This window comes from Ligilactobacillus agilis (assembly GCF_025311475.1).
GTDB classification, from domain to species: domain Bacteria; phylum Bacillota; class Bacilli; order Lactobacillales; family Lactobacillaceae; genus Ligilactobacillus; species Ligilactobacillus agilis.
Map to the genome: position 1 here is coordinate 717,918 of NZ_CP104397.1, position 12,249 is coordinate 730,166.

A 12,249-nucleotide genomic window follows, 5' to 3' on the forward strand; every position below is an offset into this window, starting at 1 on the left:
GAAGGGACTTGATTGAAATGAAAAATATTTGGAAACGTATGATGGCTAAGGAGGATCCGTCGGTTTATAAAGCCAAGGATGCTCACTTGCTACAAGTATTGACCACTAAGGATTTCTTAGCTTTAGGGGTCGGAACAATCGTCAGTACTGCCATCTTCACTTTACCTGGGGTAGTAGCGGCTAAGTATGCTGGTCCAGCTGTTGCTTTATCCTTCCTAGCAGCTGCCGTCGTCGCCGCTTTAGTGGCTTTTGCTTACGCCGAAATGGCTTCAACCATGCCTTTTGCTGGTTCTGCTTACTCTTGGATTAACGTTGTTTTTGGAGAATTTTTTGGTTGGGTAGCTGGCTGGGCTTTGTTGGCCGAGTATTTTATTGCGGTTGCCTTCGTTGGTTCAGGGCTGTCGGCTAACTTTAGAGGTTTAATTGAACCGTTAGGCTTTAAGTTACCTGCCGCCTTGTCCAACCCATTTGGTAGTAATGGTGGGGTAATTGATATTATTGCGGTGGTAGTGTTATTACTGATTGCGTTTTTGATTTCACGGGGTGTTTCTGAAGCGGCCCGGGTTCAAAATGCACTAGTTATTTTGAAAGTTTTAGCTATTTTATTATTTATCGTTGTTGGTGCAACTGCAATCAAGTTTAGTAACTATACACCATTTATTCCAGTCCACCACACTAACCCAGATGGAACACCATTTGGGGGTTGGCAAGGTATCTATGCAGGGGTATCTTCCATCTTCTTGGCTTACATTGGGTTTGATTCAATCGCTGCTAATGCTGCAGAAGCTAAGAACCCGTCTAAGACGATGCCACGGGGGATTTTAGGTTCCTTATTAATTGCGGTGTTATTATTCGTGTCAGTTTCCTTAGTTTTGGTAGGAATGTATAAGTATACTAACTTTGCTGATAACGCTGAACCGGTTGGTTGGGCTTTACGTAATGCGGGTCATCCGGTGGTAGCGACAGTTGTTTCATCCATCGCCGTTTTAGGGATGTTTACTGCCTTAATCGGGATGATGTTAGCTGGTTCCCGGTTACTTTATTCCTTTGGACGTGATGGAATGTTACCTAGTTGGTTAGGCAAGTTAAATAAAAACCAGTTACCTAATAATGCCTTATTGACCTTAACTGTAGTTACGGTTATTTTAGGGGCGGTTTTCCCATTTGAAACTTTATCTCAGTTGGTTTCTGCCGGGACTTTAATTGCCTTCATGTTTGTTTCACTAGGAATTTACGCAATTCGGCCCCGTGAAGGAAAAGATTTACAGATACCAGGCTTTAAGATGCCATTTTACCCAGTTTTACCTGCAGTTGCTTTTCTAGGAGCGTTAGCAGTTTTTTGGGGCTTAGATATTGAAGCTAAGGAATACGCTGGTTACTGGTTCATTTTAGGTGTGATTATCTACTTTAGTTATGGGATGTCACATTCAATCCTAGCTAAGAAAAAGTAATTAAAACTTGTTAAAAAAGAAGCTACGTACTTCGTGATTCTTGACGAAGACGTAGCTTTTTTAGTGGGTCAGTTTTAGGCGAGGGTAAGTTGTGGCCAAATAGTTAACCAGTTTTTACGTTCGACCCGTTTATGAAATTGAGCTAGTTTAGTTGGGTCGGTTAAGAAGTTAGGACTAGCAACTAGTTTAAACTCGAACAAATCGTTAAGACCATAGGGAGCGATAATACTGACCTTACCTTGAAAATCAAGGTTAACCCCAACGGCTGAAGCAGTTTCGGGAAAGGCAGCAATCACGTCTGGGAGAGCCTGTCCGTTATGGTGATAACCGGCGTGGGGATTGATTTGACTGAGGTTATTTAGACTCCAAAGATACTTTGAATAGCTTTGGTTTAAGCGGGTAGTAAGTACTTGGTGTTCTTCTGCGCTTTCAAATTGAGCGTTATAGAAAATATCTAAATTACCTAATTTTAAATTAGTTTCCCGTTGCATCAGTGAATTCCAAACCAAAGTCCTAACAGAGCCTGCGCAGAGGTAAGCTTGTCCTAGGTGAAATTTGCGGAGGATTGCAAAAATTTCGTTAATTTCAGGGTTATTGATAAGTAATTGCTCTAGTTGTTCTTGATATTTCATTAGTGAAGATAATTCCCTTCTATTTCTGTCGTCTCTTACCCTTTATTGTAGCATTTTTGAAATTCAGTAACATGATTTTCTGAAAATAATTAACAATCAACAAATAATGCTTATCTTAACGATAACTAAAGGGAAGGATGCTGATAAAAAACGTGCAAAACTGAGCAAATTTTGCTATATTAAAACTATGTAAAATGGGTTAGCACTTTAGATAGAATCGTAATTTTTATAAAGGTGCTACTATTTTGGAGGAGTATATGTGAAAAAAATTCTAGCAATCAACTCTGGAAGTTCTAGTTTAAAATTTAAATTATTTGAGATGCCTGCGGAAAAAGTTCTAGCAGCGGGTTTAATTGAGAGAATTGGGTTTAAGGATGGGGGCGTGACCCTTAAATACGGAGCTGGTCAGGTATATACCGAGACTAGAAAGGTAAGTGATCACCGTGTGGCGGTTGACCTTTTAATGGATTTATTAATTGAGTTTAAGATTATTGAAGATTACGGTGAAATTACTGGAATTGGTCACAGGATTGTGGCTGGCGGTGAGTACTTTAAGGAATCAACAATCATTGATGACGAAGCGGAAGCTAAAATTGAGCAGCTAATTCCGCTCGCTCCTTTGCATAACCCCGCTCACTTGGTGGGAATTAGGGCTTTTAAGAAAAAATTACCCCAAGCTTTAGAGGTTGGCGTCTTTGACACCGCCTTTCACCAAACTATGCCAGAAGAAAACTTTATCTACAGTTTGCCTTACGAATGGTACCAAAAATATAATGCTCGTCGTTATGGGGCCCATGGCACAAGTCATCGCTATGTTGCGCAAGAAGCGGCTAAGTTAATGGGAAAGCCACTCGCAGATTTAAAATTGATTACCTGTCATTTGGGCGCGGGGGCGTCGCTTACAGCCATTAAGGATGGTAAGTCTTTTGATACGTCAATGGGCTTTACCCCCCTATCAGGGGTAACAATGGCTACGCGTTCTGGAGATGTGGATCCATCTTTATTATCGTATTTGATTGAAAAGGACCCTGAGATAGCTGACATGGATGAGATGGTTGACCGGCTCAATCATGAAGCTGGTTTACTGGGCATTTCAGGAGTTTCTTCGGATATGAGGGACGTATTAGCTGCGGCTCCTAGTAACCACCGGGCGCAATTAGCAGTGGATATTTTTGTTAAGAACATTGTTAAATATATTGGCCAGTATATCGCTGAAATGCAAGGCGTTGACGGGATTGTTTTCACGGCTGGAATCGGAGAAAATTCACAGCCAGTTCGTTCTTTGGTAATGAAGCGTTTAGCTTACTTAGGGATTAAAGAGGATGTAGTAGCAAATGCAACCTTTGGTAAAAATACCTTTGTTTCTACTCCCGATTCTAAGGTGAAGGTGATGCGGATTATGACAGACGAGGAATTAGTAATTGCAAGGGATGTGCAAGCGTTAGCTAGGTAGCTATTATTTTGACCTTCAAGTATCTAGAGTGAAAAGTTAGATGCTTGAAGGTTTTTAGTTAGAGCGTACTTAGAAAAGCTGTATCGAACTAATTTTATGTTATAATACAAGTGAGAAACAGAACTGGTTAGTAAGGTAACTAATTTGTAAAGGGAGCGGTCTTTATGAAAAAATATCAAGTTATCTTAGTCGGAGTTGATGGCTCAAAGAATGCCAAGGAAGCAGTTAACAAGGCGCTTGAACTAGCTAAATATTCTGATGCTAAGTTGGTGTTAGCTTCAGTCATAAAACCTTATGTTTCTGTTGGGTTTGGTGGTCCTGGCTTAGAAGTTGACTCTAATTCAGATGATCAAATGACTAATGAAGAGCGAAAGCATCGGGAAGAGATGTTACAAAAATATGCAAAGGAGGCTAGCCAAGCAGGGGTAACTGCTGAGACGGTGGTAGTGATTGGTTCACCTAAAGAAGAATTAGCAAAGAATTTGGCACAGCAATATCAAGCTGATTTAATCATTGTCGGGGCCACCGGCTTAAATCGGGTTGAACAAGTCATGATTGGGTCAACCGCAAGTTATGTGGTTAGGGCCTCCAAGCGGGATACGCTGGTAGTTACTAGTCAAGCTTAGGCAAATGAAAGGATGTTGTTAGGTGGAAATTGCAGCGGTGCACGAAGTTGAGTTGGCTTTGTTGGCAGAGTTTAAACGCATATGTGATCAAAATAAGCTTAACTACTTTTTAATTGGGGGAACTTTATTGGGGGCAGTTAGGCATCAAGGGTTTATTCCTTGGGATGACGACGTTGACATTGGGATGTTACGGAGTGATTATGATAAGCTACTTAAAATTTTGCCCCAGCAACTGAGTAAAGATTACTATTTTTTGCAAACACCATGGTCTGATCCTCACTACGCTTTAAGTTATGCCAAATTACTAGATGAACGGTTTATCATTCAAGAACGGTTTAACTATAATAATGCGAGAAGTGGTTTATTTATTGATATTTTTCCCTTTGATACTATTCCAATGGGAAAAGTCGAGCGAAGCTTACAGATGGTTAACTTTAAGGTGGCCAATGATCAATTATTGTTAAAACTCAATTACAGTCTAATTCCGATGCCAGAGCGAATGGTTAATTCGGCTAAGGAAAAGGTTATTAGTAAACTAGATGAAATTGAGCAACTAAAGGCTAAACGAGAAGAGCTTATGCGCCAGTATAATGTTGACGACTTGTTGCCAGAAGTAAAGAATCTAGCTTCTCAGTATAGCTATGAGAAGGAAGTTTTTGCTAAAGCGGAATTAAGAAAATTAGTGTTACTCGACTTTGAAGGCTTAAAGCTTAAAGCCCCGCAAAGTTACGCTGCCATTTTAACTCAAATGTATGGTAATTATCAGAAATTACCACCACTAGAACAACGGACAAGTAAGCACCTCAGTAATATTAAAGAACGCTAAAAAGCGGATTCCATGTTTTTGACATGGAATCCGCTTTTGTATTGCTAAGCACGGGCCGCTTTTAGGCGTGCAAATTCAGACTCGCTTAATTGGCCTAGTTCAACTAACTTAGTTTCAATTAAATTTAAGACATAGTTGCGGTCTGACTGATTTTCAACAAAATCGTATTTATCGCCATCGATAATTAAAAGTGGAGATCCCTTAAAATCTTGTTCCCACTTAGCATAATACTTGAGTAGTCGTTGGTAATAATCGACGAGAGAAGGGTCACTAGAAATCTGTTCGTATTCACGTCCACGTTTTTCAATCCGCTTAATCATTGTTTCGTAGGAAACCTTGATAAAAACGGTTAAATCACTAGCCTCTTCTTGGCTGACCTGTTCTAGTTCGGCTAACATGTTGGCCAACAATTCTTGGTAAATTTCGTATTCAATGGCAGTAGCGTTGCCCATATCAGTGTTCATCTTCATAAACATGGCGTCCTCATAAATGGAACGGTCTAAAATAGCGTTATGACTAGCACGGGCTTCCTTCATCATTTTAAAACGACGATTTAAAAAGAATGTTTGAAGTAGGTAAGCGTAAGGATTAGTTGCATCCTTTTGACCAGCCTGTCTTTTTTTAGCAGCCAACTCATTTCCTTTGTAAAAGAGGGGTAAGACGGGATTGTCGCTAACTGGTTCAAAAAAGGCCCGACTTCCTAGTTCTTGGGCGAGTAGTTCGGTCAAACTTGATTTGCCTGATCCGATAATTCCGGCTAAGGTAATCACAAAAAAGCCTCCTTAAAGACATACTAACAATAATTTTACAGAGCTTAAGTGTTAAACACAAGCCATCTAATTAAATATTTATTATCTGTGGTAAAGTTCGCACTTATTGGCATGAACAAACCAAACACGAACGTTCGTCAAGATAAATTACGTACGAATATAAAAATTAAATTAAAATAGTTCGAATTTTCTTTGACAATTAAGTTGGGCTTTGTTATTCTTAAGACGAGTAGGAGGGATTGTTGTGTCAGCACAAATCGCAATTGTTATGGGAAGTTCTTCTGATTGGGCGACCATGAAAGAAGCTGCCAAAATTTTAGATCAGTTTAATGTTAGTTACGACAAACAAGTTATTTCCGCACACAGAATGCCTAGGGAAATGTTTGCTTTTGCGCAAGGAGCAGTGGCTGCTGGAGTTAAGGTTATCATTGCAGGTGCTGGTGGAGCTGCGCACTTACCGGGGATGGTAGCTGCTAACACGCCCTTACCAGTAATTGGGGTGCCGGTTCAGTCCCGCGCTTTAAACGGTTTAGATTCGCTGTTATCAATCGTGCAAATGCCGGCTGGCATCCCAGTAGCTACAACTGCTATTGGGGTAGCCGGTGCTAAAAATGCGGCCTTACTAGCCCTACAAATTTTAGGGATTAGTGATTCCGCAGTTCAAGCACAAATTAATGACTACCGCCAAAAAATGCACGATCAAGCTCAAGAAAGTGGTGACCAACTTGTCTAATTATATTGAGCAAGGACAAACCATTGGTATTATAGGTGGCGGCCAGTTAGGTCAGATGCTAGCTTTTGATGCTAAGCAAGCTGGAATGAAGGTAATTGTTTTAGATCCAGACGAAACCTGTCCTACCGGGCAAGTTTGTGATAAGCAGATTGTGGCTGCTTACGATGACATTGCTGCCATTGAAAAGCTAGCTGAATTGGCCGATGTTTTGACCTATGAATTTGAAAATGTTGATTTAAACGCCCTAGAAGATGTGGCAGATAAGGTATCAATCCCCCAAGGGACGGAGCTTTTACGGATTACCAAGGATCGATTGCGGGAAAAGACCTTCTTGAAGGAGCATGGGCTTAAGGTAGCTCCCTTCAGAAGTGTTGCTACTGAAACTGATTTAAAACAAGCTTTGGCAGCCATTGGCTATCCAAGTGTGTTGAAAACATGTCAGGGTGGTTATGATGGCAAGGCTCAAGTTGTATTAAGAACTGAAGCCGATTATGCCCAAGCACAGGAACTTTTACAAAAAGGGCAGTGTATCTTAGAAGGATGGGTTGCCTTTGAAAAAGAGTGCTCTGTAATGGTTGGACGCAATCTGTTAGGCCAGGTGACAGTTTTTCCGGTTAGCGAAAATATTCACCGGAACCAAATCCTTCATGAAAGTATTGTCCCCGCTAGAATTAGCACTACTCTTCAAGAACAAGCGCAAAAGATGGCGGTAACGATTGCTAAGGGACTGAATTTGTGTGGAATTTTAGGAGTAGAGCTGTTTGTTGGTCAAGATGGTCAATTGTATGTAAATGAACTGGCGCCCCGGCCACATAACTCAGGCCACTATTCGATTGAAGCCTGTGATTTTTCACAATTTGCAATTCATAACCGGGCCATTTGTAATTGGCCGTTGCCACAGGTCAAATTATTAAAGCCGGTAGTGATGGTTAATGTTTTGGGGCAACACTTAGAGCCTAGCCGGCAGTTAATTAAGCAAAAGCCAGCTTGGCATTTCCATGATTATGGTAAAGCCGAAAGCAGGGTTGATCGTAAGATGGGTCACATTACTATTTTGACTGATGACCTGGAAGCAACCCTAGCTGAGATTAAAGCAACTAAAATTTGGGATAAAGAATAGGAGAACACAATGATTTCAAGATATACCCGCCCAGAGATGGCAGCCTTATGGACAGATGAAAAGAAGTATGAATGTTGGTTAGAAGTGGAGTTAGCTGCTGATGAAGCTTGGTCCAAATTAGGCCACATTCCGGCTGAAGATGTTGAAAAGCTACGAAAGAATGCCAAGTTTGATATTAACCGCATTGCAGAAATTGAGGCTGTCACTAAACACGATGTAATTGCCTTTACTAGGACAGTATCTGAATCTTTAGGTGATGAAAAGAAGTGGGTTCACTACGGCTTAACAAGTACCGACGTGGTTGATACAGCCTACGGTTACCAACTAAAACAGGTTAATGACCACCTCCGTAAAGACTTAGCAGAATTTAAGGAAATTATTGCTAACCAAGCAAGAAAGTACAAGAATACAGTTTGCATGGGGAGAACTCACGGGGTGCATGCAGAACCAACCACTTTTGGCTTGAAGTTAGCCCGGTGGTATTCAGAAATCAAGCGGGATATTGAACGGTTTGAACATGCGGCTGCTGGAGTGGAAGCTGGTAAAATTAGTGGGGCCGTTGGAACCTTTGCCAACATCGATCCCTTTATCGAAGAATATGTTTGCAAGAAGTTAGGGATTCGCCCACAAGAAATTTCAAGTCAAGTCCTTCCACGTGACTTACATGCCGAATACCTTGCAGCTTTGGCATTGATTGCAACTAGCCTAGAAGAATTTGCAACCGAAATTCGTGGCTTGCAAAAATCAGAGACACGTGAAGTGGAAGAGCACTTTGCCAAGGGACAAAAGGGTTCCTCAGCTATGCCACATAAGCGTAACCCAATCGGGTCCGAAAACATCTGTGGTCTTGCTAGGGTAGTCAGAGGCCACATGGTAACAGCTTATGAAGACGTTGCTTTATGGCACGAACGTGACATTTCTCATTCATCAGCAGAACGGATTATCTTACCAGATACAACCATCCTGATTGACTACATGCTGCACCGGTTTGGAAATATCGTTAAGAACTTAACCGTCTTTCCAGAAAATATGAAGCGCAACATGGACCGGACCTTTGGTTTGATTTACAGTGGCCGGGTCTTACTTAAATTAATTGACACAGGAATGAGTCGGGAAGCCGCCTATGATTTGATTCAACCTAAGACCGCGCAAGCTTGGGATGAACAACGTCCATTTAGGCCGTTATTAGAAGCAGACCCAGAAATCACTGGTCGTCTTTCCAAGGAAGATTTAGACGATGCCTTTGATTATCACTGGCACTTAAAGCATGTTGATGATATCTTCAAACGAGTAGGACTAGAATAGCTATTTACACATATCGCTTAACGGCTTGTTAAGCGATATGTTTTATTTTATGATGAAAATAAAATCTAAAGGGGGCTTTTTAATGTATTATCACGAAATCAATTTACGTCCGGACAACCCGCAAGCTGGGATGAAACTATATCTGCTTGACGAAGAAATTACCCATAAAAAACACCGTAACCGCCCGTTAATGGTTATTTGTCCAGGGGGAGGCTACCTGTCGTTAGCACACAAGGAAAGTGAGCCAGTGGTAGCCCGCTTTTTAGGGTTAGGCTTTAACGTAGCATTGGTTAATTATTCTGTTTACTTCAAGCAAAGACCGGATGAAAGTCAGCCCGCAATTGTTAATGAGGATTATCGTGTAAAAGATTCCTTACTAGATTTAGTTGCTAGCTTGAATTTAGTTGAACAGCATGCTGCGGAGTGGTTTATCGACACTAGTCGTGTTTATTTACTTGGTTTTTCGGCTGGTTCTCACTTAGTAACGAGTTTGGCGGAACGATACTTGGATAAGCAGTGGCGCCGGGAAGTTCAATTAAAAATAACTTTTAAAATTCGTGGCTTGTTATTATCTTACCCAATGTTGTCTGCAAACGCAGTGCACGTTAAAGAACAGGCGCACTTCGACGAGCTGATGGCAAAAGAAAGTTTAGCACAGTTAGACTTAGTGACCCAGGTTAATGCGCAAATGCCCCGGACTTTCATCTGGCAAGGTAACGAAGATTTAGCGGTCAGCCCACTTGAAACGAGTAGATTTGTGGTGAAACTTCAAGAGGCTGGGGTTGCCTGTGAATACCATCTCTTTGCAACGGGTGGTCACGGCTTAGCTTTGGCCGACCGGACCAGTGCAGTCTTTGCTAGTGATATTCAGCCTAACCTAGCGGCTTGGGTTGAATTGGCCAGAGTTTGGCTAGCTCAAGATGAGCCTGCAACAATCCACTTATACCCAGATAATCGCGAATAACTACCCAGCACCTAGTGGCATAAAGCTGCTAGGTGCTTTTTTATTGATTCGCAAGCCGTAACCCAAACTTTAGGGGCGGTATTTGTTATAATGTTAATATTGAAGATATTTTGAAGATAGGAAGATAGCATGTATTCAAGAAGAAAAACGAAACAAAAGCATATTTTTTCGCGGGTACAGGTCATCACGCTTAGCTTTTTAGTAGCAATCTTAATCGGAACCGGCTTATTGATGCTTCCTGTAATGAGTGTGACTGGCAAGGCGACCCCTTTTGTTGACGCAATGTTTACGGCCACAACCAGTGTTTGTGTGACGGGTTTGGTGACGGTTACGACTGCAAGCCACTGGTCAGCACTGGGGCATTTGGTGATTTTATTGTTGATTCAGCTAGGTGGTCTAGGGACGATTACCTTGATGTCACTAGCATTTTTTGCAACCGGGCGGCGAATTTCGTTGCAAAATCGCTTGCTGATGGCTGATGCCTTTAATTTAGATAACAACCAAGGTATTGTGCGCTTTGTCATTCACGTCATTCGTGATTCTTTAATAGTTGAGGCAATTGGGGCTTTAGCTTATGCCTGTTATTTTGTTCCTCATTTTGGTTTGGGGAGAGGAAGCTGGTATGCTATTTTTCACTCGATTTCGGCCTTTTGTAATGCCGGCATCGACCTACTAGCCCCTAATAGTTTAATAAACTATGCTGGTAACTGGTGGTTAAACTTTGTGACGATGTTTTTAATCATTTGTGGTGGCTTAGGCTTTACTGTTTGGAATGAATTAGGCCATGGTTTGGTAAACCAATATCGTTATCGAAAAAAAGGTCGGGGAAAAAGGTTAAAAACAACTCTCTCTCAGCATAGTAAGGTAGTTTTATTAACGACTGCTATCTTAATTTTGGGTGGGGCTGTTTTGTACTACCTATTCGAGCACAATAATCCAGCAACTTTAGGTAAAGTTGGGACCGCTCAGGCGATGTTAGAAGCTTTATTCCAGTCAGTAACTACTAGGACGGCTGGGTTTGTAACAATCTCCCAAGCTGATTTAACGATTCCTTCAGTAATGTTGACCGTCTTTTTGATGTTTATCGGGGGCTCGCCAACGGGGACCGCCGGTGGGGTGAAGACGACCACCTTGGCAGTAATTATGTTAGAAGTCAAGGCAATCATTAAGGGTGAAGAAGATGTGATTTGCTTTAGACGCCGGATTGGACGCCAAACAATCAGAAAGGCAATTGCAATTACCGTTATTAGTGTGATTGTTAGTGTGATGGCGGTTTTATTAATGTATTTCATCCAGCCTGGTGATATGACCGACAATATCTTTGAAGTTTATAGTGCCCTGGGAACGGTCGGGATTAGTCGCGACTTAACCCCAGACTTGACGACCGCTGCTAAATATTTAATCATTGCTTGTATGTATTTAGGACGGGTTGGTCCGGCCTCAATTTTACTGGCGCTAACTAAACGGGAACATCAAGCTGACATTAAGTATGCAGCCGGAAATATTCGGGTAGGTTAAAGAAGAAAGGATAGAGTAGATGGATAGATCATATGCGGTTTTTGGTTTAGGAGAATTTGGACGGAGTGTTTGCCACGAGTTAATGGAACTAGGCGCTGATGTCTTAGCGGTTGATAGAAACGAAGCGCAAACAACTGCGATTGCAGATGACGTTACGATGGCCGTGGCAATTGATTGTTTAAATGAAATGGCCTATGAAAAATTAGGGCTTAATAATATGGACGGCGTGGTCGTTTCGATGTCTGGTAACCTCGGGGCTTCGATTATGGCGATTATGGCCGCTAAGGATGCCGGGGTGCCTTTGGTCATTGCCAAGGCTTCGGATGATACCCAACGAACAATTTTTCAAAAGGTTGGCGCTAACCGCGTCGTGATTCCAGAACGTGACGGAGCCGTTAGGGCTGCACGTAACCTATTAGCCAAGAATTTCTTAGACTACATTGAACTGTCGGATAAAATTTCGATTGTTGAAATTAACGTTAAGCGAGAATGGCTTAACCAGCGCTTAGCTGACTTAAACCTCCGCTCGCGTTACGGCTTAAACGTTATTGCTGTCCGACGTGATGGAGAATTGTTGACGGATATTGGCCCCGATGCCACCTTCATCATGGGAGATACCATTTTAGTGGTAACGGATAAGCAGGACTTAGGATTGGAACGGGGGAAATAGTACTGCGTGCATTGTAGTTTTTAGATAGAGTAAGTTTATCAAATAAAGCATAAAGGAACAATCGTTTTTGACGATTGTTCCTTTTTTATAGGTTGATATAGTGGTTTGGGTTGTGTAAAATTATTATTTTTTAGTTAAAAGCGTTTGAAAACTACAAAAAAGTTTTCAATATTCGTGTTTT

General features: G+C 41.6%; 12 protein-coding genes. 10 read left to right on the forward strand and 2 right to left on the reverse strand.

Annotated features, from left to right (window positions below):
- Positions 1-17 precede the first annotated feature (17 nt).
- The gene (locus N4597_RS03595; protein ID WP_260904660.1) at positions 18-1,451 is read left to right on the forward strand and encodes an APC family permease; all 1,434 of its coding nucleotides are present in this window, start codon (positions 18-20) and stop codon (positions 1,449-1,451) included.
- Positions 1,452-1,525: 74 nt separating this feature from the next.
- Here the strand turns inward: N4597_RS03595 and N4597_RS03600 are convergent, their stop codons facing one another.
- Complete coding sequence (locus N4597_RS03600; RefSeq protein ID WP_167589411.1) at positions 1,526-2,083, reverse strand: nucleotidyltransferase family protein; 558 nt, start codon at positions 2,081-2,083, stop codon at positions 1,526-1,528.
- A gap of 259 nt (positions 2,084-2,342) precedes the next feature.
- Here N4597_RS03600 and N4597_RS03605 point away from each other — a divergent pair, with 259 nt between their 5' ends.
- The 3 genes from N4597_RS03605 to N4597_RS03615 all read left to right on the forward strand — a co-directional run bounded on the left by N4597_RS03605 (position 2,343) and on the right by N4597_RS03615 (position 4,988).
- Positions 2,343-3,536, forward strand: a complete 1,194-nt coding sequence (locus tag N4597_RS03605; protein WP_172584523.1) for an acetate/propionate family kinase — start codon at positions 2,343-2,345, stop codon at positions 3,534-3,536.
- 164 nt (positions 3,537-3,700) lie between these two features.
- Positions 3,701-4,162, forward strand: a complete 462-nt coding sequence (locus tag N4597_RS03610) for a universal stress protein (RefSeq protein WP_050611887.1) — start codon at positions 3,701-3,703, stop codon at positions 4,160-4,162.
- Between the two features lie 22 nt (positions 4,163-4,184).
- The gene (locus N4597_RS03615; protein ID WP_050611888.1) at positions 4,185-4,988 is read left to right on the forward strand and encodes a LicD family protein; all 804 of its coding nucleotides are present in this window, start codon (positions 4,185-4,187) and stop codon (positions 4,986-4,988) included.
- A gap of 44 nt (positions 4,989-5,032) precedes the next feature.
- On the opposite strand, the gene N4597_RS03620 is transcribed toward N4597_RS03615, so the two are convergent.
- Positions 5,033-5,758, reverse strand: a complete 726-nt coding sequence (locus N4597_RS03620; RefSeq protein ID WP_167589413.1) for a deoxynucleoside kinase — start codon at positions 5,756-5,758, stop codon at positions 5,033-5,035.
- Between the two features lie 268 nt (positions 5,759-6,026).
- On the opposite strand from N4597_RS03620, the gene purE reads away from it, so the two are divergent.
- The 6 genes from purE to N4597_RS03650 all read left to right on the forward strand — a co-directional run bounded on the left by purE (position 6,027) and on the right by N4597_RS03650 (position 12,068).
- Positions 6,027-6,491, forward strand: a complete 465-nt coding sequence (gene purE / locus N4597_RS03625) for a 5-(carboxyamino)imidazole ribonucleotide mutase (RefSeq protein ID WP_260905206.1) — start codon at positions 6,027-6,029, stop codon at positions 6,489-6,491.
- On the forward strand, positions 6,484-7,611 hold the full coding sequence (gene purK, locus N4597_RS03630; RefSeq protein ID WP_167589414.1) for a 5-(carboxyamino)imidazole ribonucleotide synthase: 1,128 nt from the start codon (positions 6,484-6,486) through the stop codon (positions 7,609-7,611). Before purE ends, purK begins: the two co-directional genes overlap by 8 nt.
- 9 nt (positions 7,612-7,620) lie before the next feature.
- Positions 7,621-8,916 carry an adenylosuccinate lyase gene (gene purB / locus N4597_RS03635; protein ID WP_056977268.1) on the forward strand — a complete coding sequence of 432 codons (1,296 nt, stop codon included), beginning with the start codon at positions 7,621-7,623 and terminating at the stop codon, positions 8,914-8,916.
- Positions 8,917-8,998: 82 nt separating this feature from the next.
- Positions 8,999-9,880, forward strand: a complete 882-nt coding sequence (locus tag N4597_RS03640; protein WP_260904668.1) for an alpha/beta hydrolase — start codon at positions 8,999-9,001, stop codon at positions 9,878-9,880.
- 129 nt (positions 9,881-10,009) lie between these two features.
- Entirely contained in the window at positions 10,010-11,398 is a 1,389-nt protein-coding gene (locus N4597_RS03645; protein WP_089143993.1) for a TrkH family potassium uptake protein, read from the forward strand.
- A gap of 19 nt (positions 11,399-11,417) precedes the next feature.
- The gene (locus tag N4597_RS03650; RefSeq protein ID WP_050611899.1) at positions 11,418-12,068 is read left to right on the forward strand and encodes a potassium channel family protein; all 651 of its coding nucleotides are present in this window, start codon (positions 11,418-11,420) and stop codon (positions 12,066-12,068) included.
- Positions 12,069-12,249 lie beyond the last annotated feature (181 nt).